Raw genomic sequence first — 25,429 nt, forward strand, 5'->3', positions numbered from 1 at the left:
CGGTTCTAATAAATTCACCGTAGCAGAGCAGTTTAACCGGAGATGCGGAATTGACGTAGCGTTTATTCCGAAATGGGTAAGGACGTGGGATTTTCGGCGATCAGATAATCGTCGCATTTCATTTGAATCGAGATCGCATGGTCCCCGGCATTAAAGTTGATTGAGGCGTTACTCATCAGCAGCGGTTCGACAGTGGTAGGCAGATTAAAAAGGCTCCCAAACGGGGGAATCGATCCCGGCAATAGCCCGGTGAGTTCGAGAACTTCTTCGCGACTGGCGAAGCGGATCGATTTGGCTTTGAAGGCTTTTTTGACCGCTTTGGAATCGAGCTTGCGATCGGCGGGCAGGACAAAAAGTTGGAATCGGTCATCGACTTTGACGACGAGGGCTTTTGCTCCGCTGGCGAGGGAAGTGCCTCGCACGCGAGCGGCCTCTTCACTGGTGAAAACCGGTTCGTGACGATCGACCGAGAAGGGGATCCCCTTCTCGGTCAGCAGATTTTGGATTTTTTCAAATACGGTCATTAGTCGACTTTGCCCACGGTGCTCATTTTCACGAAGAATTTGATGAGAGTTCCCTTCATGCTGAATTTCAGACGGATCTTGTCGCCGCCCTCGAAATTCAAGGAGATCTTATCGCTCCCCGGTTTCTGATCGAACACTTCTTTGGCAAATTTCTCGGCCGCTTTGCGCTCGGTCTCTTTTTCGAAAGTCCGCACCAGGGCCTTCACACCGACTTCCAGCTTCATGGGAACGGCCTCCACCGCCTGAGCCCCCAGTGCGGCCTTCACGGCCTTATTGGCATCGGGCCCGATGGAAGCGATCAGAAAGTCATTCTTAAAAGCGAACCATAGGCTCGATTCACCGAGTACCCTCTTGGCGTTGGCATCCAGCGAGGAGCCGACTTTCAATTCGTGCAGATTAACGTCTCCGACTTTCTCGGCGTCGAGATTGACGAGAGACCTGACATCGGCGGGCGCTTTGGCGGCGGCCTCTTTCAAAGCCGCTTCGATTTCTTTGCCGTTGATCGTCTTGATCGCGAAGCTGGCTGTCAATTTCCCATCCGAAGTGGGTTGAACTCCGATCGCCCAATCCACGATTCCCGATTTCAGGGTGGGCATTACCGCTTTGAAGATTTTTTCGGCTTCCATGCGCTGCTCGGGCGGTCCTTTTTGCAAAGCGTCCGCCATGGCTTTGTCCATCCCGAGGCTTACCGCTTCCTTAAGGACGTCCGGCAATGTGAAATTCATGTTGAAGTAAATGGGGCTCTTGCTGTCCACGGCGGCTCCCGACCAGCTGAGCTTGTTCTTGAGTGAACCCGCGTACTTGGCCAGGGCGGAATCTTTCAAAGGTTCAATTTCGAAGGCCAGACTTAGATCGTCCGTTTTCGAATCGGCATCCAGTTTCAAGCGGACAGCCTGGGCTTCATTCAAGAACTGCTTGACCGACGCAGTCACCTGATCGATGGCCTGTTCCTTCAGCTTGTGCATCTCGGGAGTTTCGTTCGGTTCTTTTTTCTTCTTGGCTTCCGCCAGGGCCGTTTCGAACTGACCCAGGAAGAGTTTCTTGAGCATATCCGGGATATTGGAAGGTTGCACCGAAACGCTGATCAGTGAGCTGTCTTTGAGCAGGATCTGTTCGGGTTTGGGAAGCAGCTTGCTGGAAAGGTTGTTCTTATCCGGGGCCGAGACATAGAGATAGCCATTCGCAAAACGGGCATGCACTTCCACCGGTACGTTGGGAATGCTGAAAGTGAGAATGCCCTCCTTATCTTTCTTGGGTTCAATTCCCAGACGGTTGCTCAGCATTGTCTGAAAGCTCGCTTCATCGGCGATGGGCAGCATAACGGCAAAAGGCATCGTTTGGCCATCGGACGAAACGCCCGCGTAGACCAAAAACGGCTTCTTGATGTCCACCCCTTCTAGGCCCTTGGCCCCCGCCATCGAACGGACCAGTCCCAGGACCTGTTTGCCTTCCTCTTCTTTGCCCGCTAATCCGGCGATATACTCCGCACGATTCAGAATTTCTTCGATCGATTGCAATTGAACGAGCAGGATCGGCTTTTCGAGAGGATTATCTTCTGCCCGGGCTGCGACGGAACTGGTGAGCCCCAGCAGCATTACCATCAGACATTTCAGGCAATTCAGCCAATTACGCATTGTGGCCTCCAAATGAGAACGAGACTGTCTGAAAGATCTACTTATGCCCGGAAGCGAAAGTGTCAAAAACTTTGCGGGAATGGTCAAAAAATGAGTCCCAGACTGACCTTCGCGTCAATCTGGGCAATTGGAGTAGCCGGATTTTCTAACCGTCAGGGGGCCGACGTTTTTGCGGGAGCGGGTTTGAAGGTGTGCGCCACCTTCGGCCAGTATTTTTCCAACTGGTAGTGCGGGTCGTTGTCGATATCGTGGCACTTCATGCACATCTGATCGACCCGCATGAAAACCTTGTATTCTTGAGCGGTGAGCACATCGCTCAGACTGGCCCCATCGGCGATCTTTTTAATCTTCTCCAGGCTGGGCATGGAGCCGACGCCGTTGGTTTTCCAGGGGGTCAGATATTCCAGAGCTACGCGGGGAATTTTTTGTCCCGCGGCGATCTTGGTCTCTTCCGCCACATGCTCGCTGGCGGGGCCGTGACAGTTCTCGCATCCGACGTTGAGTAGCTGCGGTTGTTTCACCGCATCGCTAAATCCAGTTTTGTATTCGAAGCCGACCGTGTGGCAGACGATGCAATCCGGGTCGTAATTGCGCCCGGTCGGTCGCACCGCTTTTTCCAATGCGGAATAGGCAATGCTATGCGCCCGACCATTTTCATTCAGCTTGATGTATTGTTGCCACTGCTGCGGATGGCAAGCCTGGCAGGAAGCGCTGCCCGCGTAAGCCGCGGTTCTCAACTGCAGTTGAACCGGATGTGCGACTTTGGGATACTGAGCCAGGAAGTTCGATTTTTTCACTTCGTCCGCATATTTTTGCAAAACCGCAAGGGTCGGATTACTCTCATCCTTTCCCTTGGCCGTTTCGTATTCGGGCATCAGAATCGCGAGCTGATAGTAGAGCTTCGGCGGACCATTTTTCTGTTTGTAGATGCCCACCACACCGACCTGCTGGCCGCGATGGCCGACCTGAATCAGCATGGTATTCTCGACCATTGTGGGAATGGCCGGTGGTACCGCTTCATCCGAGCGGCAGACGATCACATCGAACATGTTCGGGATCGCTTTGGCAACCACTTCCGCCAGTTTCAAGCTGCTGGTGTACTGGGGCGTATTGATTTTCGTGACGTCATCGCTGTCATTGAAGAGTAAGACTTTGACGTCGGCTTTCTTTTTGTCCATCTCTTTTACGGCGTCCTGAACCAACTTCGGATTCGCCCTTCCGCCTTGCACGAACTCGATTCGAGAATCGAGAGTCTGAATCTGCGGCATCAGATTCTTGCCAATCAGGGACGTCACGCCGACGTTAACTTCCGCCTTTTTATAAACATTCAGAGGCGTCAGAATCCCGGGAGGAAAGTTGGCAATCCCCATATTCAGAGAGAGAACTTCGGGAAATTGGTTGTTCGGCTGTAGAGTATACGCGGCCAGACCTTCCTGAAGCGGCAGGCTAATTTCTTCCTTGCCGATACCCACCGCTTTGTAATCCATGATTTTCATCGACTGCATGGTGGTGGTGTACTTCAGAAGAGCCTGTTCTTTTATGATGGGGCGCTTCACGTGATCGCGATCGTCGGTAATACCTCCCAGATCGATCGGCATCACCGGCCAGCCCTTGGCTTTCAGGGACTCGATGAAGTTGTAGCGCCGCTCGAGTCCCCCTTTTTGAGGATCGGAGCAGCCGCATTTTTGAAGGTAGGCATGGGTTTGGCCCGTGATGACCAGTACGAGGTCGGGCTTCGCTTCCGGCCAGTTCAGGAACAGTTGCTGTTTGGTGATGTCGGGGGGATCGGAAACTTCGCCCGCGGCCAGGGTCGATTCGCCGGAAGTGATATTCACGATTCCAAAAGCCAACGCACTCAACAGGCCGGTGATCATCAGCAGAAGGGAGATCGTCAACCGTCTGGATCGTTGCAAGCGTGGTTGGTTCAGATCGGAATCCCGCATCACAGTACTCCTTACTTGTTGATATCGCCCCGTTATCTTATCGACGTACGAGGCGGGTAAAGATGAGTGGAATAAGGAATGTACGTGGGCTCGCGGGAAGTTGTTCTAGCAATGACGATTATGTCATCTGAGTAACTTTCTTTCCGATTCCAAAAACCGGGAATCGCAAAGAATCGGAACGCGTTTTTACTGCCAGCCCCGTTTGCGGAAAAGCACGAAAGCCAGCGAAGCCCAGAGAAATCCGAGCGCGGCACAGGCGGCCAAATTCACCCAGTGGTGCGGTTTGATCTGGCTGGTCAGAGTCGCATGGATAATCAGGGGAGCGTGATATTCCAGCGCCATGTAAGGGATGTAAGCGATATTGTTCTGCTGACACATTAGGAGTGTCAGGGCTACCACAAGCATATAGCAGAGCGCGGCCATGCTGGCGGAGCGCTGCGTTCGGGCCACGCAGGCGAGGGTGATGCCAATGCCCAGCGATCCCAGGGCGAGTGTGAACATCGTGAGCCAATAGAACGGATTTTTAAGCACCTGGGGATTGTGAATGCCGGAAAGAATCGTGGCCAGGAAGACTCCGAACGCCGGGTAAAACATGAACTTGGCGGTGAGTATTTCCAGCGTGTTTGCCGGAGAGAGCGCCTGGGCCAACAGCAGGCCCCGCTCGCGCTCCTCGCACGTCAGGGAGGGCATCAGATAGACGCAGGTAAAGAATAGAGAAAACATGACTAAGGCCGTGGAGATCGAGGCCCGGGAACTCATCCCGCTGCCGGTGAGCGGCGTTTCCTTCAATTCCACGATCGGCATCGGCTTTTGCAATTCGGGAGAAAGGGTGGCACTGACGGTCCGATAGCGATCGAACAGTTCCTCGTAGGCTTTGCGCAACCCCCAAAGGTTGTCGTCCAGAGGCGGCTGGCCCATCTCTTTGGCCCCGTTGAGCCCCGCCTCACTCAACTGTTTAGCCGCCTGGTTCTGAAAGTAATCGTAGGTTTCCCGCCAGAACCAGCTTTCGTAGACGGCCATGCCCTGCCGGTCATTATTCGGGTGCCAGAGCCAGATGAGATAGCCCGGCTTGCCCGCGGACTGCGTATTCAATCGGCGAATCTGAATGGCTCCCGTGCCGGTAGGATAGTTCAGCGGTTGATCGGGCTTGCTGTTCGGCTCCATCTGGCGGATGAAGATAGCGTTTCTCAGTTCGTCCGGAACGGTGTCGCGCAAATGTTGAATCAGACCGTTGTCTTCTTCAAAATCGATGTAGCAGTGATGGATGCCGCCAAAGAGCGAGAAGCCTTTATCCTCGGCCGGATTGAGGATTGCCAGGAGCAGCGAGGCGGTGATCAACAGCCCCGCCAGAGCCAGACCACCGCGATTGGTGGCGTGTCTCAGAAATTCCTTGTGCAACAGGGTTTGAAGGATATGCCAACGCATGAGGGGTGGATCAGAAGTTAGAGATCAGGGTGAAAATCATTCGAAGGCAGTTCCCGTCAATTTCAGGAAGGTCGAGTGGAAATCGAACTCCCGGGTATGCAACGCTCCGACCCGGCCGAGCTTTAAATTCTCGGCCAGGATGGCCCGGTCGGAATCCAGATCGAGATTGAAGACTCGTCGCTCCCCGCCGGCCAATATCGTATCCACGACACGCTCGGTGTGTCTTTGGCGGAGGGCCAGTGGCGTATCCAGGGCCACCAGTTTCCCGGCACATAGAATACCAACTCGGTCGCAAATCGCTTCGACTTCCTGCATGTTGTGCGTCGTCAAAAGGGCCGTGCCCCCCATCCGAACATGTTCGCGAAGTATGCGGTGGACGATTGCGGCGGAGTGAACGTCGAGGTTGGCGGTCGGCTCATCCAGATAGAGTACGGGCGGTTGGTGGAGGAGAGCCCGGGCGAGCAACAATTTTTTTCGCATGCCCAGCGAGTAGCCGCGAACGACAACATTCGCCGATTCGGACAATTCGACCTGCTTCAATACTTCGTCGACCCGATCTTCCGGGACGTTGTACAGGCCCGCGAACAGCATCAGATTGCGGCGGCCGGTGAATTCATCGAAATGGTTATCGCGATCGGGGACGTAGCCAAACAGCGGTTTCACGTCCGACCACTGCCGCTGCACATCGAACCCGGCCACATAGGCCCGGCCGCTACTGGGCTTGCGCTGACCGATGAGAACGCGCACCGTACTGCTTTTGCCCGCCCCGTTGGGGCCGAGTAGACCGAACAATTCCCCGCGATAGAGATTCAGGTCGAGGTTATTCACCGCATGGAAATTCCCATAGCGGATCGTCAGTCCCTCGAGTTGAATCATTACATCCGGCGACATCAGTACTCCCAGCCTTATCGTACTATCCTAGTACAGAATTCTCGTGTAGGCGTTAACTGATTTTGGGCAAAATTTCCTTTCGAACCGACTCAGGTCATCCTCCGGACGTTGAAGTATTTCGCCTGCGGATGATGCAGGATAATCGCGGTGGTCGACTGTTCCGGCTCCAGCAAAAATTGTTCTGTCAGGGTAATTCCCACGGCCGGTGGATCGATCAATTCGAACAGGCCGGTTTGATCTTCCAGATTGGGACAGGCCGGGTATCCGAAGCTGTAACGGCAGCCCTGGTAATGCTTTTTGAACAGCTTTTGAATATTCGGGGTATCCTGCTCGGCAATTCCCCACTCCTGGCGAATCTGCTGGTGCATGAATTCCGCTAAGGCCTCCGCCGATTCGACTCCGAGACCGTGCAGAAAGAGATAATCCTGATATTTATCGGCGGCCCGCAGCCGATTGCAGGCCCGCGTGACCTCTTCGCCCATGGTCACGGCCATGAACGCCACATGATCCACGGCCTTGCCGTCGGTGAGCGGTTCCACGTAATCGCTCAGACAGAGGTATTCGCCGTGATCCTGGCGCGGGAAGGCGAATTTACTGATCGGAGTGCGATAATCGTCTGCAAAAATCAACAGATCGTTCCCTTGGGAAGCGGCCGGGAAGAAGCCGTAGGTCGCGGCCGGGCGAAGAACTTTCTCGGCGAGACAGAAGGCCTTGAGTCGAGCCAGGGCCGGCTCGGCGAACTCTTTCATTTGACGGGCATACTCGCTCGTCGAGACGCCACCTTTGGTAAACTGCCACTGCGTGCTGAAAAGCGTTCTTTCGTTCAGATATTTAAAAATGGTTTCGACATCGAAGTCGGTTCGCTGTCGCTTGCCGGTGAAAGGCGGTTTCGGAAGTCGGGGGGCCCGTTCGATGAATTCGGAGCGCACCGTACGAACTGGAACTGAGGACGACGAATCCTCCGAAGCGGCCGCGCCGGTAGGATCGCCGCCCCCCCCTTCGTAGCGACTGGTCGATCGGGCAATATTCTTCACCGCCACACTGCCAACCGATTCCAGACGCTTCTGAGCCACCAGTTCATCCATAATCCGCAAGCCGGCGAAGGCATCCTCACCGTAGAAAACCCGTCCTTTATAAATATTGCGGAGATCCACCTCGACATAACGGCGATTGAGGGCCGCCCCACCCAGAATGACCGGCGGGGTGAGACCGCGATCATTCAAGGTGACCAGGTCCTCTTTCATAATGACCGTCGATTTGACCAGTAGGCCGGACATGCCAATGGCATCAGCGTTATGCTTCTGGAATTCGACGATCATATTTTCGACCGATTGCTTGATGCCGATGTTGAAAACTTTGTAGCCGTTGTTGGTCAGGATAATGTCGACGAGGTTCTTGCCGATGTCGTGAACATCCCCTTTGACCGTTGCGAGGACGATTTTGCCCTTCTCCTGCCCATCCACTTTCACCATGAATTTTTCGAGGTGTGCGACAGCGGCCTTCATCACTTCGGCGGACTGGAGGACGAAGGGCAATTGCATCTGTCCGGAGCCGAATAATTCGCCCACGACCTTCATGCCGTCGAGAAGAATCTTGTTAATGATGTCGATGGGCGTGTAGGTTTCGCGGGCCTGATCGAGGTCCACGATCAGGCTTTCGCGTCGGCCTTGAATGATGGCCTGCCGCAGCCGTTCTTCGACATGTTCGCCGAGCGATTGCGACTTCTTCGATTCGGTTTTCTTGTCGGCGTAGTGTTCGATCAGCATCTGCAGCGGATCTTCGATGCAGTTGCCGGCCGCGTCAAAAGTCCGCTCGTCAAAGAGTAATCGGCGCGAGAGTTCGCGACCCTGGTCGTCGATCTGAGCCAGAGGGAGGATCTTTGAAGAATGCAAAATGGCCGAATCGAGTCCATATTCGAGGGCGTAGTGCAGATACACGCTGTTGAGTACTTGCCGGGTATAAGGCGATAAACCGAAGCTGCAATTCGAGAGCCCGACGTGGGTGAGCGCTCCGGGCAGATACTTCTTGATGAGTTTGATGGCTTCGAAGGTTTCGATGGCGGAACGGCGCGTCTGCTCCTGACCGGTCGAAACCGGGAAGACCAGTGGATCGAACAGCAAATCGGTGGGCGGAATCTTGTACTCGTTGACGACGATATCGTAAATCCGCTGGGCGACTTCGAATTTCCACTGGGCGGTGTCGGCCTGCCCTTTTTCGTCAATCGTCAAGGCCACCAGCGCCGCACCATATTTTTTGGCAAGTTGTGCCTTGGGATCGAGGGTCTTGCGGCCATCCTCCAGATTAATGGAATTAATAATGGTCTTGCCGCTGCACAACTTCAAACCCGCTTCAATGACGGCCACTTCGGTGCTATCGAGCATCATTGGCCGCGTGAGCACTTCGTTGTAGCGTTTGATCGTTTCCTTCATGTCGCGGACGCCATCGCGACCGACGTAATCGACGCAGACATCGAGAACGTGCGCGCCTTCCCGCTCCTGCTCCCGGGCCATTTCGACCAGGCCGTTCCAATCTTCTTTTTCGAGCAGCTGTTTGAACTTGCGGGAGCCGTTGGTGTTGGTGCGTTCCCCGACCAGAAGGGGACGGGGTTCCTGCAGTAATTCGATGGACGATTGCAGACTGGAAGTGGCGGGAAGATAGATCGCTTTTCGTTGGGCCGCTTTTTTCGCATCGATTCGCTGAACGACTTTGGCGAGGTGGTCTTTGGTGGTGCCGCAGCAACCGCCGATGATATTCACCCCCATTTCGCCGACAAAGCGGTCGAGCCACTCGGCCAAGCCATCCGGTGCTAGCGGGAAGTAGGTCTCGCCGTTACGAGTCTCGGGCAAACCCGCGTTGGGCAAGCAACTGATCAGACGTTTACTATGGCGGCTCAGGTGTCGGATATCGTCGAGCATCAGATCGGGGCCGACGCCGCAGTTCATGCCGATAACGTCGATGTCATCAATGGGATCGAGGGCCACGAGAGCGGAAGGAATATCAGTCCCGGGCAGCATTTTCTTATTTTCGTTGATAATCGTCAGCTGCACCATCAGAGGGATTCTTTTTCCCGCTTTTTTCATCTCGTCGATGGCCGTGATGGCGACGATTTTGGCCTGCAAAATATCGAAGCAGGTTTCGATGAGAATGGCATCGACTCCCTCCTCGATCATAATCTGGATCTGCCGGCGGTAGGAGGCCGCCATGCTGTCGAAATCGATATAGATGGCCGGGTCGGTGAGCGATGGCATTTTTGTGCCCGGGCCAATCGAACCGATGACGAATCGGGGTCGATCCGTGGAGCTGAAATCCTGGGCCGCTTTTTTGGCGATCTGAATATTCTGTCGATTGATCTCGTCGAGTTTGCCACCCATGCCGAATTCTTCGAGCACCAGTTGGGTGGCATTGAAAGTATTGGTTTCGATCGCATCGCAGCCGACCGAGAGATAGCCGCGATGGATTTCGGAAATCCATTCGGGATGCGTATAGACTAAAGCATCGGAAAGATTGAGCAGATGCTTGCCGTTGGGCGCGTAGCCCCAGTCTTTATCGGTGGGGTGATACTTATGAAGACTCGTCCCCATCCCCCCGTCGAGGATAAAGGGCCGTTCTCGCGCGATGTCTAATATGCTGGGTCTGTTGGCAGCCATGAATTCACCACTAAATCGATCAAACTTCTAATGGAATAGATAGGATTGTGATCGGAAGGTTCTAGTCGGAAAGGAAATTATACCAAACGGAAGGGAAATTGATTGGGGCGCAGCGTCCTTGCAACGCCCCAATCCCACTCCCGGCAGACCAAGGCATCCTTGCCTTTGCCACCGGGAACGTTGTACGTGATGATTGCGTATTTTGATCGATCGTGTAACCAATCCCTCGGTTACAACGAAGCACGTCCTTGTGCACAACGCGTACGAACAACGTCGAAATTAAATATTTGAGTTTTAGATCAAGTTAGACTGTGTGAACCGAATCGTTAGGGGCAGAATGCGGGGAGAGGATCTCTCCGCCAAAAACCAGATGGGAAGTAGCATGAGCAGATTTGTGCAGTTCCATCCTGAATCCCACTAATCCAAAAAAAACAAGGCTCAACCAACCTTGCATCGCATTAGATTACAGTAACAAAAGTGACAGTCAATCGCGATTTAACAATTTTGACGATTGTAGGGCCTATAACGCAAGTTGTTGACTGGTAAACACTTACGATAGATGAATCAGCTGCAACTTATCTGACGATGGTCCAAGCGTGTCGCGCGGGAATAATGTACGTTTTTTCAGACCTCGTCCGTAAAGTCCATTTCCTGTGAGAGTTACGATGAAATTCTCGTATCGGAATAAATTGATGTAAGAGCGCAAAAAAATACCTCCACCTGTGCCGTGTGACACGCTTTTGTGAACCCGCATAAGAAAAGGGGTGCCTCAGGTTCTGGATTACGGATCCCGCTTAGACCAGCTTCGCAAGGAAGCTGCGCAGGGCTTGCATGCCCCAGAACAAACATATCGGCCCCCAGCGGTATACACATCGGCTCAGCAAAAGATAACGCTCATCACGAACACCGCAGAGGTATTGGCGTAATAACGCCACACTCATCCTAGGTCAAGCCGGCTGTCCGATCAAATGGAAAATCCCCGAACGATTGGTCTCAATTTGGCTATAAATGAGGGAATGCGTTATTGGAAAGGAACAATATGCCTCTGATTACCATCGTCTTCGGACTTTTACTGGTTGCCTTGGGTTACGTCGGCTACGAAATGCCCGATTTGCTGGGCGCCCTGCCTATGAAGGAAGGCCAGGTGGCCCCGCCATCTATCACGGCTTTGATCCCGGCCTTCCTCGGCTTGGCGCTGATTCTCTGCGGCCTGATTTCGCTCGCCGCCCCTGGAGCCCGCAAACACGCCATGCACTTCGCGGCCATGCTGGGACTTTTCGGAATTATCGGAGCGCTGGTGCGACCGATCATGCTGCTGACCAAAGGGGAATTGAACTTTGGCTCTTCGCCCTTTCGTTCTCAGATGCTGATGTGTCTCATCTCGATGATTTTTCTCTACCTCTGCGTCAATTCCTTTATCTCCGTCCGCCGAGCCCGCAAGGCGGCCGCGGCCTCGACTACTTCGGCCTAGGCCGGAACGCGGCAACGACTGCTTCGTGGGTGGTCAGAAATGGCCCCTCGAGTAGGTCGATGCAATAGGGCACGGCCGGCATCACGGCCATCAGGCATTCGCGGATCGCCGTCGGTTTGCCAGGTAAATTGACGATCAGGCTGTTCCCTCGAATCCCGGCAGTTTGTCGGGAGAGAATGGCCGTGGGAACGCTCTTGAGAGAGATCGCCCGCATCAGTTCGCCGAAGCCTTCCATCTCCTTTTCACAGACGGCCCGGGTGGCTTCGGGGGTAACATCGCGCTTGGCCGGTCCCGTGCCGCCGGTGGTGACGATCAGGCAGCAATGCATGATGTCGGCCAGATCCTTCAAATTCTCCTCAATCAGTGGCTGCTCATCCGGGATGACGCGATAAACTTCCCGCCATTCCGAGGAGAGCATCTCACGCAGGCACTGGGCGATCGCCGGACCACTTTTATCCTCGTAGATGCCTTGGCTGGCCCGGTCCGAGATGGTTAAAATTCCAATCCGAATTTCCATAGGGTTTGCTCTTGGCCGCATTCCGGTAAAGTAAAATTCAACATCGTCATCCTAGAAAATGGCAGGTCCGCATGCGAACCGTCTGGAATTTCGCCTCCTCGAAAACGCTTTATTTCGGCAAAGAGAGCAACCGCCTGTTAGCCGAGTTGCTCCTCCGGCAGAATATCCGCCGCGTGCTGGTGATCACCGACCCGGTCATGGTGAAAACCGGCCTCTTTGAGCCGATTCAAAAGGATTTGAGTGCCAAGTCGATTGCGGTGGAAATCTTCCCCGACGGGGAACCGGAGCCTTCCCTTGCGGTCATTCGTAAAGCGGCCAGTATGGCCACGACCACAAAACCCGAAGCCATCCTCGGCTTCGGCGGCGGAAGCAATATGGATGCGGCCAAGCTCGTCGCCATTCTGCATGCCCACGGTGGCGATCCGCGCGATTACACCGGCGAATTTAAAGTTCCCGGGCCCGTGACCAAACTCATCTGCATCCCGACGACCGCAGGAACCGGATCGGAAGTCTCCCAGGCTGCGGTATTCACCGATACCGAAATTCAGTTAAAGGTTTCCACCCTCAGCCCTTACTTGCGACCCGATATCGCCATCGTCGATCCGTCGCTGACCATGACCTGCCCCAAGAAAGTGACGGCCGATAGCGGCATCGATGCCCTGACGCACGCCGTCGAGGCTTACACGGCCATCGATAATGCCACATATGATGTTCCGCAAGGAGAACCGTCGGTTTATCAGGGTAAGAATTTCCTGGCCGATACGTTTGCCGAGAAATGCATCCGTCTGTGTGGCCAGTATCTCAAACGGGCGGTCAACGATGGGAGCGATTACGAAGCCCGCGAAGGGATGGCGCTCGCCGCCACACTCGGCGGACTCGCTTTTTCCAACGCCGGAGTCGCTTTGGTGCACGCCATGGAATACCCGGTGGGGGCCGCGACGCACTGTTCGCATGGCGCCGGAAACGGGCTATTGTTGCCTTACATCATGAAGTACAATTCTAAAGTCCGGATGACGGCACTGAGGGAGATCGCCGAATTTCTGGGAGAATCCACTGCTGAACTCTCTGAGAAGGAAGCCGCTCAAGCGGCCATCGCCGCCGTGGAAAACCTGCGGGAAAGCATCGGAGTGCCGGGTAAGTTGACTCAACTGGGTGTGAAACCAGAACAACTGGCCGGATTTGCGAGCAAAGCGTTCTCGATCAAACGCTTGATGAAAGTGAATCCGGTCTATCCCACGGAAGCGGATATTTTGGGTATCTATCGTGAGGCGTTGTGAAATTTGTTTCGATGCGATTCGCTCTTCTATTCGCTTTGATCCTGGGCTTGGGAATCTGGCTCTTCAACGAATACCTGCAGCGCGAAGATGTATTCGTTCCGATCGACACGATTGAGTATTGGGGGGCGGCCAAGCTCCTGATCGCCGGACAAAATCCATACGATCCCGCCCTTCTGTTACAAACCGAACAGACGCAGGATCCCCGCTTGGGCAAGGCGGTGATGCTCTGGAATCCTCCCTGGTCGCTGGCCTGGATTACGCCGCTGGGCTATCTTCCTTTCAAGTTCGCCGTGCTCCTGTGGATGATCGGCATCCTGATCGCGATTTTCTGGTCCACTTATCTTCTCTCCCGTCAATATGTTCCGGTTCCGCCGCTCTGGTTACCGCTGCTGTTTGCTCCCAGCTATTTTTTGTTAGCTTGGGGCCAATTCACCGGGTTGGTTTTGTTGGGGCTTTCGGCTTTTGTCTGGGCGATGCGACGAGAAAAGCCTTATCTGGCGGGAATCGCGTTTAGCCTCACAGCGATTAAACCGCACCTCCTCTTACTGGTGGGACTGGGTGTGGCACTTCGCTGTTATCGTTCGCATTACTATCGCAAGGTGGTTTGCAGCTCCCTGGTCACGTTGGCGGTGTTGTCTGCGTTTTTGCTTCTCTTCCGCCCTTACCTCTGGAGCGACTATCAAACGTCGCTCGCCCTGAAAGCTTCGGCCCAACACGATACCCTCCGGGACTGGGAAAATCCGACTCTCAGCTACTGGCTCCGGATTACGGTGGCTCCCGAACAGTTCTGGGTCCAGTTCGTGCCTGTCTCGATTGCGGGTTTCGTAGTATTGATTTTTTATGCCTGGGGCCGCTATCAACCCCGACTCGATCATTTACCGGTCGGAGTACTGCTTTCCGTCATCTTGTCTCCTTATGGTGCCTGGCCCTTCGATTTGGTGTTACTGCTGATTCCGCTTCTGCAGGCCGCCTACCTCTGGAAGAGCGGGCCGACTTCTCTCGGTCGGACGCTGCTCTTTTTTTCGTTTTTGTTATCGCAAGCCGCCGTGCTATTGCGGTGGAATTGGTTCCACGTCGAATTCCTGTGGTACCCTTTGCTGATGGGGCTTTTGTACGGCCTCACCCGGGCTCTGAACCGGCCGAGCACTGATCGAGTTCCGACATGAAATATTTCCGAAGCCTCGCCGTCGTAATTTGGATAGCGACGTGTCTGTTTTTCTTTCTGTATCGAGCCCAGGTGTTTATTGAGAGTAATTCGGCGACCTTCGATGAAGGAGTGCACCTCTCGGCTGGTTACTCCTACTGGTCGCGCGGGGATTTTCGACTGAATCACGAGACGCCGCCGCTCTCGAAATTGATAGCCAGCCTGCCGCTCTATCTGTTCAAGCACTTACCGTTTCAACCGACCGGCGAACAATGGGACCGGAGCGATATGTGGAATATCGCCAACGATTTTCTGTTTCGTTCCGCGCTGCCGCCGCAGGAAGTCCTGGCCTGGGGACGCTGGTCGAGCGTCCCGGTGGGACTGGCTTTGGTGGTGTTGATCGGCTGGTGGAGCTACCGGCTGTTCGGGCTTCTAGCCGGTTGTTTCTGTCTGGGACTGGCCTGTAGCGAGCCGAATCTGCTCGCCTTCAGTTGCATCATCAACAGCGATATGTGCTTAACGCTGTTTACCTTTGCTTCAACGTACTGTTCCTGGGAATACTTTCGGAAGCCCGGTCGATTCTGGTTTATCCTCTCGGGTGTCGCCATCGGCCTCTCGCTGGCCAGCAAATTCTCGGCTCTGTTTTTCCTGCCGGGTCTTTTCGTCTGTTGGATAATTCTCCTCTATCGCCGAAAAAACATCTCTCCCGCGATGACGCCGTTTACGGCTCTGTTTCGGCTTTGCCTGATCGCCACGCTGGCGTTATTACCCTGCTATTTTTTCTTTCAGTTTCCGCAGTTCGGGCAGGGACTGAAGCAGCAGCTGGTGAGAAACAATTTCGATCCGCCGGAGTTTTATCTGATGGGCGAAATCTCCACCCGAGGCTGGTATCACTACTTTCTGACAACCTTTTATTTGAAGCAGACTCCAGCCCTTCAACTCGCAACTTTCTTAATTGTGTGCTCTTTGATAACTGCGGCTAGCGTACAGGTTCTCGCCAAAGTCAGTTCGATGCCGGATTGGCTCTTTCTGCTCGTGCCCCCCCTATTATTTTTCGGGCTAATGTCTTTTTTGCGCGTCGATCTCGGGATTCGCATTATTCTGCCGGTGATAGCTTTACACATTCTGGTCTGCGGAGTCTTGCTTTGCAGAACGGTATTCACTCGGAATAGGCGTTTTCTGAGTATTACTTGCTGGATCGGGCTGATTTCACTCCTTTTGGGAGTCGATGTCTACTTCGGATTCCGACTGCGCGGCTTAGAACTCGCTTACCAGTTGCAGAGCTCAAGCTCGGATTTCACCAAACCCTATGGATATGATTTCTGGGAAACGCTGGGCGACTCCAACCTCGATTGGGGCCAGGATCTGATTCGACTCAAGAATTGGATGGCGGCGAACGATCAAAAGTCGATCTATCTCGCCTATATCGGCACCGCCCCCGCCGAGGCTTATGGAATCGATTTTATTCCGCTGCCGGCCTGGGGACGCCTGGCACCCTGGCCGGAACCTCAACCCGATGCAGTGAAACCCAATTACGTGGCGATCAGCGTCTCGTGCCTGCAAGGACTACATCTGAAGGATCACGAGATGTATCGCTGGCTTTTAGAATTCGAACCCGTCACCCGACTCGGATTGGCAATCTGGGTATACGATTTGCGAGACAAACCTAAAATGCGGGAGAGAATTGAACGCCTAGCAGAACAGGTTGCGCATGCAAAATAAGCATCATCTGGTGGTGGTCGGGGGCGGCTTTGGAGGCCTCTCCCTGGTACAGGCTCTCCGAAAAACCGATATCGATATCACTCTGGTCGATAAACGCAATCACCATCTGTTTCAACCGCTGCTCTATCAGGTTGCTACCGGAGGCCTCTCCCCCGCTAACATTTCCACCCCGTTACGCGAACTGTTTCGAAAACAGATCAATTGTCGCGTGGTCATGGACGAAATGGTCGACCTAGACCTCACCACCCGACAGATCCTTCTGGGTGACAAAAAACTCCCATACGATACGCTGGTAATCGCGGCGGGGGCCACCAACAGCTATTTCGGCAACGATCAGTGGGCGACCCACGCCGTCGGGCTCAAATCGATTGAAGAAGCCACCGAAATTCGAGCTCGCGTGCTCTCCGCGTTCGAACGGGCCGAACTTTCCACCGATGAAGCGGAAATCAATCGACTCCTGACTTTCGTGGTCATCGGCGGCGGCCCGACCGGTGTGGAGATGGCCGGGGCCATCAGCGAACTTTCTCACCACACTCTGAAAGGGGATTTTCGCAAAATCGACGCGACCAAAGCCCGAATTCTCCTGGTTGAAGGCAGCGATCGCTTACTCGCCGCGTTCGAACCCACAAGTTCGGCCCGGGCCCTGCACAGCTTGGAAAAGATGGGAGTCGAAGTTTGGACGAAATCGCGGGTGAAGGAGATTCATCCCGATCATATTGTCGTCGATCACCAGGGATCCTTGCAGAAGATCTATGCCGGGGCGATTGTCTGGGGTGCGGGCGTTAAGGGCAACACCATCGGAGCGAAAGTGGCCGCCGCCTGTGGCGTCACGGTCGATCGGGGCGGGCGAATCCCTGTCCTGCCCGATCTCAGCGTGGCCAATCATCCCGACATTTACGTCATCGGCGATATTGCCGCCGCGCCGATGGAAGAGGGAAAATTCGTTCCCGGTCTGGCACCGGCCGCCATGCAGATGGGGGAATTTGTCGCCCGCAAATTAAAATCGCGCTTGGTTGGAGCCAAGGATCCGGGCAACTTCCGCTATGTCAACAAAGGAAATATGGCGACCATCGGCCGGGCCCAGGCGGTGGTGGAATTGCCCTTCCCCAAAATCAATTTCGGCGGCTACCTGGCCTGGCTCGCCTGGCTGTTCGTGCACATCAATTATCTGATCATGTTCCAAAATCGCCTGCTGGTGATGCTACAGTGGTCCTGGACCTATTTCACGCGAAACCGATCAGCTCTGCTGATCACGCATCCCCGCGAAGAAGATATGAAACCGGTGGTGGGGGCAGTCTCCCAACCGCCGACAGTTTAATAAAGCAGGTTCTGCAACCGCGCTCGATAGTCATCGGCCAGCTCACTCCGCACCCCAATGATGTGAAAGATATCGACCATCAGATTCTTCACATCGTTGCGACCTAATTCGCGGTCGTGCTCGGCGGCGATCAGCAGATTATCGAGGGCTTCCTGATACTTCGCTTGTTTGGCCAGCAGCGACCCCAACTGAAAGCGCAACTTGGCATTTTCCGGAGCCGCGGCCACTTTCTTCTGCAATTCATTGACCTCGGACTGCGCCGGTGCCGATTCGAGCATATCCATCTGCTTGCGCAACCGTTCCGCATCGGCCCCGAAATCGCCCGCATCGCCCAAAGGTTGCAGAACCACCCGAGCTTCGTGATATTGTTTGAGGCCGACCAGAACGCGGCCCAGACTGAGCCGCGTTTTATCTTCGTTGGGATCTTTCTCCAGAATCGCCCGGTAGAGTTTGGCGGCCTCTTCGGGTTTGGTCTTTTCGAGTTCTTCGGCCTGAGCCTCTTCCGAGGTCGGGGGCTTCGGAGCCAGATTATCGACGAATTCGTTCAAAGCGGCTTCCGGCATCAAACCGGTGAATTGATCGGCGACCTGCGATTCCTTGATGGCAAAGACCGCCGGAATCCCTTCGATCTGGAAATAACTGGCGAGTTCCGGGTTTTCATCCGTGTTCACCTTGGCGATGACCACCGTTCCCTGTCTCTCGCCGGCGATTTTTTCGAGGAGCGGTCCCAGCCGTCGGCAAGGTTCACACCAAGGAGCCCAAAAGTCGATCAGTACCAGCGTATCTTTGGAACGTTCGATGACATCGGCCTGGAAGTTCGACTCCTCGACGTCAATCACATAGTTCAGCGATTCAGCGTTTTGCATATTGGATTCCGGTCCTTTTCAATTCACTACATTCCTTAAGGGTAGTCCCAACAGGGCATTTCGGCACGCCTGACTTCCCTTTACTCGCATATCCGTAAGGCCTTCCTCGGAATAAAAAGCCGAATGGGGATTCAGAATGACCCGATCGTGGCAAGGATTTTGGGGATCGCGCCAGGCCAGCACGAGTGGATTCTCTGGTTCGGGAGGTTCATCGGCCAGAACATCGATTCCAGCCCCCGCGAGCCGTCCACTGGCAATCGCTTGCGGGATAATTGTGGTATCGACGATGGCTCCCCGGGCGGTGTTGACTAAAAAGGATCCTTTCGGCAACAGTTCAATAGTCTGTGCGTTGATCAGATGCCGGGTTTCTGGAGTGAGAGGACAGTGAACGGAAACGGCGTAGGACTGTTGCAGTAACTCTTCGAGAGAGTTTACCCGCTCGACTCCCAGGGCTTTTTCCACCCCGTCGGAGACATAGGGATCGTAAAAGACGACTCGCATGTTGAGCGCTTTGGCCCGCAGGACAAAGGCGGTGCCAATCCGACCGACGCCAATGACGCCACAGGTCTGGCCGCGCAGTCGACGAAGAGGAGCAACCTGAGAATAGGAATATTCTCCCTGGCTGCGGATCAGCCGCTGGTTCAAAAAGGAAATGCCGCGAGTCAGCGATAGAAGCATTCCCAGGGCGGTATCCGCGACTTCTTCGGAGCCGTAATCGGGAACGTTCGCGACCGGAATGCCCTGGGTTCGGGCGAATTTCCAATCCACATTGTCGATACCGACGCCGCAGCGAACGATCAATTTGCAGTTCTTGAGGCGTTCAATGGTCTTCGAGGTGAGGGCCAGATTGTGGTACATCATAATCGCATCGGCCTCATCGATGCGGCCCCAGAGTTCGGCTTCCGCGAACCCGTTGAGCGACTCAACCGTCGCTAAATCGCCGAGAATTTTCTTCTCGGGTTGTAAAGAATCGTGAATAAAGTCGGAGATCACAACTTTCATGAGAATACCGGCCTGCCCAGCGAAAAAGTAAGGATATGCGCTAGGATAAGCGTTCGGGCGGCTATTTCAACGGGAGTAATCGGAAGCCCTATCCCCAACCCCCCTGCCCCCATACCCTTATTGGATAAGCCCTCGTAGCTCAGGGGATAGAGCGGCTGTTTCCTAAACAGTAGGTCACAAGTTCGAATCTTGTCGGGGGCATTGGCGTGAATGAGGATTGGGCGAAAGCTCGGTTCTTTTTTTATGATGAATGGATCTCGAGGTCGACAAACCAACTCTACCCGGGCTATGTGACCGGAGCAGGCTGGAACACTGAGCATCAGCGGCCGCTATCGACGATACGACGGCGGTTTTAGCTTGAGGCGATGAGGGTTCTGCATAACCCACCTCACGGCCAACTCTGCCATACGGTCGGTGTCGCCGGACTTGCGTTTCACCTCAGTAACGATGACCACGGCTTCGGCAATATCTGGTGGTGAAAGTGGCTTGCCACTTTGCATGTGCTCAAGGAATGCGTCGGCCATGCTTTTGTATTCCGCGTCCCAATTAGCCCCGCCATTACGTTTCATTTCGTCGGAGATACGTCCGGAAATGCGAATCACCTCTCCTTGCACGGTTGCTGCGGAGCCTTGCGAAGGGACCAGCAGGTTCCACAGCTCATCATGTTGTGTTTGCCACGTCTTCGCTCGCACAACTATGGGCGAATTGCCGTCGTGAACCTGGCGGCGAGGCACAGGCGTTACCTCGAAGATTTTGTACAGTTCGCCCAGCGCATTGCTCACAGCATCCACATGCTCGGGAGCGAAACCGCTACGGTGAAACTCGAAGCGCTTGCCGATTTCTTCGACGAATCCCGGCATGCGATGAGTTTTCTCCGCTCCAGCCTCTAGACAGACTTTCGCGAGCGTCACCATGTTTTCGATGTCAATATTGTTGCAGCTACGCAAGGCCAATTCGAGCGGCGTCAGCTTGTCACGATTAAGTTCATTAACACGGGCACCGTGCTGAAGCAACAACAGGGCATGACCCACGTTGTGTGAATCGGCTGCTGCATGGAGCGGCGTGCCAACCGAACTGGTGGCCTTGTTAACGTCGGCGCCTAATTCCAGCAGTACGTTGAGGCGACTCCGCCGGCTTCTCGCGCGATGATGAAGCGGTGTATTGCTCCAGCTATCAGTTGCGGATAAGTCCGCTCCTTGAGCTACCGGCCACCGTGCTAGGTCATCGGGGCACTTGTCGAAGGCAAGCGCCGTCTGTTTGCTGTATCCACCACGAGCGTCGATTTCACAGATGTCGAATACGGCTTTGAGCTCGGCTACAGTCCCCTTTTCCAGCAAAACTTCAAATTCCTTTGGAAGTGTTTTTCTTTTCGCCTTTGCCATGCGCTAGGTCACTACTTTGAATGAAGCTGCGTAATGCAACCGGCGCCGGTAACATTTTGGAGCGTCGATCAGTATAAAGCAGGGTGATAGGCAAGACGCCGGCACGTTGCCTAAGTTGTACAAGCACGGGACAAGAAAAATCAGGTTTCACGAACTTCCGGTGCTCTTCTTGCCTTCTTCGGGCCGACACGCCGCTTGCAGTTGGGCCTAGCCATGGAAGTAGCTAAAATCAAATGACAAATTACCGGTCAGCCATGTAAGTCGAATCGAACTCAAAAAAGCGTAGTCGTCACTTTTTAGCATCTTTCTTTTCTGCAGCTTCGGGCAAATTTCGATATTTCTCAAACCATTTCAATGTGTGAGCCACCTTGGCGATCATTTGGCTCGGCCTGGCGCCAATGTTATGGGATGCACCGGGAATACGCACCAGGGCCGTATCGATCTTGCGAAGCCTCAAGGCCTGATAAAACTGCTCCGACTCGGACATGGGAGTGCGGAAATCGACTTCGCCGGTCATCAGCATCGTCGGCGTTGTCACATTGCCCACGAGCGAGATCGGCGAACGTTTCAGATACTCCTCGGGTTTCTCCCATGGGTGCGTTCCGAACCAGTAGGGGCCGAAGAAAGAATACTCGTCGGCGGTTAACACAAAGCTATACCAGTTGATGACCGGTTTGCTGGCGACGGCGGCCTTAAAACGTTTCGACTTGCCGACTATCCAAGCCGTCAAAGCGCCGCCTCCGCTGCCGCCAGTCACAAACAAGTTATCTTTATCGACGTAGCCTTTCGCCAGGAGTGCATCGACACCGGACATCAAGTCGTCGTAATCGTTACCGGGATATTTGCCGTTGATTTGTTGAGCGAACTCCTCGCCGTAGCCGGTGCTGCCGCGCGGATTGGTGTAGAGAACAACGTAACCGGCGGCAGCATAAAGTTGTATTTCGGCACTGAAACGCTCGCCGTAGTTGGCATAAGGGCCGCCATGAATCTCCAGAATTAAGGGATACTTCTTCTTGGCATCGAAATGAGGCGGCTTGACAATCCAACCCTCGATCTCTCGATTATCGTGGCTGGACTTGTATTGAATGCGTTCCACCTGCCCGAGCGTTTTGTGGCCGAGTAAGTTTTCGTTCAAGCGGGTCACTATTCGCTTGGCAGTGGGCGTAAGCACTCCCAGCTGAGCCGGAAATGCAGGTCGAGTCGTCGTAAAAGCCAATGTGCCATTATCAGAAAGAGTAAAACTTCCTCCCGAGTAAGGGCGACCGAAATCCTCACCGCCGAGGTCGGCCGCGAGAGACTCTATCTTTCCATCGATCGAAACGAAGTCAATTCGGGTGGTGCCGTGATCTTCGTACAGGAAGTAGACGCCGCTACCGTCTTTACGCCAGAGAGGAGAATGTATATCTCGATCCAGCTTGCCGGCAAGAAGCTTGCTCCCGGTGCCATCACGATTCATGATGTAAAGATGATGAGATTGATAACCCTTATGCTCGTCATCGAATCCAATGTAGGCGATCTGCTTCCCGTCGGCGGAAATAGCTGGTTGCGAATCGGGTCCCTTTCGATCGGTCAGCGCCCGGATCTTTCTATCGGCGAGAGTTAATTCGTAAATTTCGCTATTGAGAGGATCGTAGTCGCCGTCGGGGTGTCGATTCGCCGAGCAGAGAAAAGCTTTACTATCAGGGGTCCAAACCGGTGCGACGTGGTCGTAGGGGCCGCTCGTGAGCTGTCGCGCGGCACCGCCTTCGGCGGATACGGAGAACAACTGCATATGTTCGTCTTTCAAATAACCTTCGCCATCCGCGCGGTAGAGGAGTTTTTGGATTACCTTGGGGGGAGCAGACCATTCTGCACCCTCGGGCTTTTCCGGCATTTCCGCAAATGCCTCAGATTTTTCCGGGACCGTCATGGCGAAGGCTATCCATTCTCCGTCCGGTGACCAAACGGCATTCGCAGGTGCGGAAGTAAGATTCGTAAGTTTGGCCGTCTGTCCACTATCCATCCAGCGGCAATGAATTTGCGGCGTGCCGCTTGAACTGGAAATGTAAAGCAACTTCTTGCCGTTAGCCGACCAGCGCGGCGAGAAATCGTTTTGCGTTCCAGATGTCAAAGGCCGAGGATCCGTACCGTCACTGTTGACGATCCATAAATTGGATCGGCGCTTATCCTTCATGATGTCCAAGAAATTGCGAACATAGACGACCTGTTTGCCATCCGGCGAAATTTGCGGGTCCGATGCATATTCGAGCCGAAACACATCCAGGGGGCGGAAGATTTCATCTCCAGGATTTTCGTCGCCTGCCTTTGACGGGGTTTGCAACAAAAAACATAGTATTCCAAGAATCCCGATGGCATACATTTTCATAACAACTCCGATGCCAGCTACTTGTGAAAAGTTTCGAGTGATTAACCCTCTTTACTTGTATGCGCATTATGGCGGATTACAGTCATGAACCGCTAAATCAAATTTTATTACAACAAATCTTTACTCGTCTCAAAGTCTTTTCCATTTCGGCGAGCGGCACGGACCGGATCCTCCCGTTTGTCCTAACTTGTAATCCGAGATTGCGTCCAAGGCCTCCTGGACGGAGGTCCCCATACAATCGACAATCTCATCTACTCTTTGTCGAGAACAGTCGTTCGCATCAAGTCGATAACTCCTTCAGTACCTCCTCTTTGACCTTACCTCGCCGGTGAGAATATTCGATGGGCTATCTCCCGCAAAATGAAACCACCCGGACCGAGCACAAAAAAGAGAAATACGAATACGGCCAACGCGATGTCCCAACGGCGTTTGCGCGGCTTATGTTGGTGGGTTGGATCGGGTTGGGCAATGACTTCCCTCCGCTCCGGAATCCGGCTTTCTGCTTCCCTCGGCTTATCAGTAACCGGTGTAATTACCGGAGTCGACTCGGTTTGTCCGGTCTGTAAAGCCGCCAGACCCTGACCGAGCAAATCCGCGACTTCCTGGGCCGTTCCGATCCGCTCTTCCGGATTTTTGGCATGTAACCGGGCGATCAGATCGCATAGCCATTGCGGAACTTCGGGAATGATCTCCCGGATGTCCCGCGGCGTATCCTCGGCCACCCGTTTTAACACCGCGAGTGCACTGCGGGCTCGAAACGGCGTCCGCCCGGAGCACATGGTGTAAAGCACGCTGCCTAGGCTGAACAGGTCCGCGCGATGATCGAGCTTGTCGCCATGCGCCTGCTCGGGAGCCATGTACATGGGTGTCCCGGCGATAATGCCGGACTGGGTCAGGCTGGCATCGTCGGCCGTTCTCGCCAGGCCGAAATCAGTGATTTTGATCGATAATTGGGCTCCCGATTCGATCAGGATATTCCCCGGTTTGATGTCGCGGTGAATCAGCCCCTGAGCATGGGCAGCCTCCAACCCTTCGGCAATTTGTTTCCCGAAGAGAAGCACTTCCTCGAGTTCCAACGGGCCTGTTCGGTCGAGCCGTTGCTGCAGAGTTTCTCCAGGGATGAACTCCATCACCAGATAGGGGATGGGATCTTCTTCCACCGCATACACTTGAACGATATGCTCGTGCCGCACCCGGGCCGAGGAGCGGGCTTCGCGTAAGAATCGCTTACGGGCGGGTGAAGCGACCGCCAGATGAGGGGCCATCACCTTGACCGCCACCACCCGTTGCAAGGTTTCGTCCAAGGCTCGAAAAACGATCCCGAAACCTCCGCGTCCCAAGACTTCCAGAACTTCGTAGTGTCCGATGCGGCCGAGCGATCCCGACCTCTCGGAAGGACGGAGGAAGGTCATCGTTTCCTTCAAATCGTCGGAGCCACTCTCCGGTCCGGTCAGGTCCTGCGTTAACAGATTAGCGGGACTGGCCGCGGGGACCGGCGAATTCTCCAGAAACCCTCCCGCTTTGTCGTGGGCCCGGAGGAGATTTTCGATCCGCTGGTGAAGCTCCGGATTTCCTGCACAAACTTCCTCGAGATAGTGAGTTCGGGACGCTGGATCGGCTTTTTCGAGGGCGGCGGCAAAGATGGTTTCATCGGTCATGGCTGGCTCCTAGGGAAGGTCCTGTTACCAACAATGCGAGAAGCCAATCGGAATTGGCTCAGGAATTTTCCAATTTTTCTTGGGTCCCGCCCATGGCCTCGAAGAGCCACGCCTTACTGTAATTCCAGTACCGTTTGGCGGTCGCCGGAGAGATGCCAAGGGAATCGGCCGCCTGTTCTATGGTCAATCCGGCGAAGTAGCGGAGTTTCACCAATTCCGCCTTTTGGGGATCGACTGCCCAAAACCGGTTCAGGGCTTCATCGAGCGCTAAAAGATCTTCGGGGACTTCCGGCATTTCGATGTCGATTTCCCCCACATCGCAACGCTTGAAATCGCCGCCATGTTTCTCCGCCCGCTTGCGGCGAGCGGCATCGACCAGGATGCGGCGCATCGCTTCCGCGGCCGCGGCAAAAAAATGAGCCCGGTTTTCCCAGCGACTCTCGTCCACCGGACCAATCAACCGAAGGTAAGCCTCGTGGACGAGAGCGGTGGCCGTGAGGGTGTTGCCGGGATTTTCCGAGAGCATCCGCGCCGTCGCGAGTTTACGCAATTCTTCGTAGACGAGGGGAAGCACTTCCGCCGCGGCCTGACGGTCGCCGGTTGACGCAGCTTCCAGAAGTACTGTGACATCGGTCATGCTTCC

General features: G+C 54.4%; 18 protein-coding genes, 1 tRNA gene and 1 other RNA gene. 6 read left to right on the forward strand and 14 right to left on the reverse strand.

Features of this window, described 5'->3' with window-relative positions:
• Positions 1-62: 62 nt before the first annotated feature.
• From KIH39_RS07320 to ssrS, 7 genes are all read right to left on the reverse strand, one after another.
• Complete coding sequence (locus tag KIH39_RS07320; RefSeq protein ID WP_213498655.1) at positions 63-524, reverse strand: YbaK/EbsC family protein; 462 nt, start codon at positions 522-524, stop codon at positions 63-65.
• Positions 524-2,158: a hypothetical protein gene (locus tag KIH39_RS07325; RefSeq protein ID WP_213498656.1), complete on the reverse strand. Its 1,635-nt coding sequence runs from the start codon at positions 2,156-2,158 to the stop codon at positions 524-526. Before KIH39_RS07325 ends, KIH39_RS07320 begins: the two co-directional genes overlap by 1 nt.
• A 152-nt stretch (positions 2,159-2,310) precedes the next feature.
• On the reverse strand, positions 2,311-4,101 hold the full coding sequence (locus KIH39_RS07330; protein WP_213498657.1) for a multiheme c-type cytochrome: 1,791 nt from the start codon (positions 4,099-4,101) through the stop codon (positions 2,311-2,313).
• 186 nt (positions 4,102-4,287) lie between these two features.
• Entirely contained in the window at positions 4,288-5,526 is a 1,239-nt protein-coding gene (locus KIH39_RS07335) for an ABC transporter permease (protein WP_213498659.1), read from the reverse strand.
• A gap of 36 nt (positions 5,527-5,562) precedes the next feature.
• Positions 5,563-6,417 (reverse strand): ABC transporter ATP-binding protein, encoded by an 855-nt coding sequence (locus KIH39_RS07340; RefSeq protein WP_213498660.1) that lies wholly within the window; start codon positions 6,415-6,417, stop codon positions 5,563-5,565.
• A gap of 89 nt (positions 6,418-6,506) precedes the next feature.
• Complete coding sequence (gene metH, locus KIH39_RS07345) at positions 6,507-10,064, reverse strand: methionine synthase (RefSeq protein WP_213498662.1); 3,558 nt, start codon at positions 10,062-10,064, stop codon at positions 6,507-6,509.
• A 709-nt stretch (positions 10,065-10,773) separates the two neighbouring features.
• Positions 10,774-10,982: non-coding RNA, 6S RNA (ssrS, locus tag KIH39_RS07350), on the reverse strand.
• Positions 10,983-11,103: 121 nt separating this feature from the next.
• Here ssrS and KIH39_RS07355 point away from each other — a divergent pair.
• Positions 11,104-11,535, forward strand: coding sequence for a hypothetical protein (locus tag KIH39_RS07355; RefSeq protein ID WP_213498663.1), 432 nt, complete (start codon positions 11,104-11,106; stop codon positions 11,533-11,535).
• Here KIH39_RS07355 and mog read toward each other — a convergent pair.
• Positions 11,522-12,052, reverse strand: coding sequence for a molybdopterin adenylyltransferase (gene mog, locus KIH39_RS07360; RefSeq protein ID WP_213498664.1), 531 nt, complete (start codon positions 12,050-12,052; stop codon positions 11,522-11,524). The genes KIH39_RS07355 and mog overlap by 14 nt on opposite strands.
• 71 nt (positions 12,053-12,123) lie before the next feature.
• Here mog and KIH39_RS07365 point away from each other — a divergent pair, with 71 nt between their 5' ends.
• Genes KIH39_RS07365 through KIH39_RS07380 form a run of 4 tightly spaced genes read left to right on the forward strand, consistent with a single transcriptional unit; the run spans position 12,124 to position 17,513 of the window.
• Positions 12,124-13,329 (forward strand): iron-containing alcohol dehydrogenase, encoded by a 1,206-nt coding sequence (locus tag KIH39_RS07365; RefSeq protein WP_213498666.1) that lies wholly within the window; start codon positions 12,124-12,126, stop codon positions 13,327-13,329.
• 11 nt (positions 13,330-13,340) lie between these two features.
• On the forward strand, positions 13,341-14,495 hold the full coding sequence (locus KIH39_RS07370; RefSeq protein ID WP_213498671.1) for a glycosyltransferase family 87 protein: 1,155 nt from the start codon (positions 13,341-13,343) through the stop codon (positions 14,493-14,495).
• Entirely contained in the window at positions 14,492-16,195 is a 1,704-nt protein-coding gene (locus KIH39_RS07375) for an ArnT family glycosyltransferase (protein ID WP_213498674.1), read from the forward strand. The genes KIH39_RS07370 and KIH39_RS07375 overlap by 4 nt, the downstream gene beginning before the upstream one ends.
• Entirely contained in the window at positions 16,185-17,513 is a 1,329-nt protein-coding gene (locus KIH39_RS07380) for an NAD(P)/FAD-dependent oxidoreductase (RefSeq protein WP_213498675.1), read from the forward strand. The genes KIH39_RS07375 and KIH39_RS07380 overlap by 11 nt, the downstream gene beginning before the upstream one ends.
• On the opposite strand, the gene trxA is transcribed toward KIH39_RS07380, so the two are convergent.
• A complete protein-coding gene (trxA, locus tag KIH39_RS07385) occupies positions 17,510-18,379 on the reverse strand; it encodes a thioredoxin (RefSeq protein WP_213498676.1) in 870 nt (289 codons plus the stop codon). The genes KIH39_RS07380 and trxA overlap by 4 nt on opposite strands.
• Before the next feature lie 18 nt (positions 18,380-18,397).
• Positions 18,398-19,381 carry a C-terminal binding protein gene (locus tag KIH39_RS07390; RefSeq protein WP_213498677.1) on the reverse strand — a complete coding sequence of 328 codons (984 nt, stop codon included), beginning with the start codon at positions 19,379-19,381 and terminating at the stop codon, positions 18,398-18,400.
• Between the two features lie 128 nt (positions 19,382-19,509).
• On the opposite strand from KIH39_RS07390, the gene KIH39_RS07395 reads away from it, so the two are divergent.
• Positions 19,510-19,582, forward strand: a tRNA-Arg gene (locus KIH39_RS07395).
• 128 nt (positions 19,583-19,710) lie between these two features.
• On the opposite strand, the gene KIH39_RS07400 is transcribed toward KIH39_RS07395, so the two are convergent.
• From KIH39_RS07400 to KIH39_RS07415, 4 genes are all read right to left on the reverse strand, one after another.
• Positions 19,711-20,763: an ankyrin repeat domain-containing protein gene (locus KIH39_RS07400; RefSeq protein ID WP_213498678.1), complete on the reverse strand. Its 1,053-nt coding sequence runs from the start codon at positions 20,761-20,763 to the stop codon at positions 19,711-19,713.
• Between the two features lie 289 nt (positions 20,764-21,052).
• Positions 21,053-23,128 carry a S9 family peptidase gene (locus KIH39_RS07405; protein ID WP_213498680.1) on the reverse strand — a complete coding sequence of 692 codons (2,076 nt, stop codon included), beginning with the start codon at positions 23,126-23,128 and terminating at the stop codon, positions 21,053-21,055.
• Between the two features lie 317 nt (positions 23,129-23,445).
• Complete coding sequence (locus KIH39_RS07410) at positions 23,446-24,786, reverse strand: serine/threonine-protein kinase (protein ID WP_213498683.1); 1,341 nt, start codon at positions 24,784-24,786, stop codon at positions 23,446-23,448.
• A 58-nt stretch (positions 24,787-24,844) separates the two neighbouring features.
• Positions 24,845-25,423, reverse strand: coding sequence for an ECF-type sigma factor (locus KIH39_RS07415; RefSeq protein ID WP_213498684.1), 579 nt, complete (start codon positions 25,421-25,423; stop codon positions 24,845-24,847).
• Positions 25,424-25,429: the final 6 nt, after the last annotated feature.

Source organism: Telmatocola sphagniphila (assembly GCF_018398935.1).
GTDB lineage: Bacteria > Planctomycetota > Planctomycetia > Gemmatales > Gemmataceae > Telmatocola > Telmatocola sphagniphila.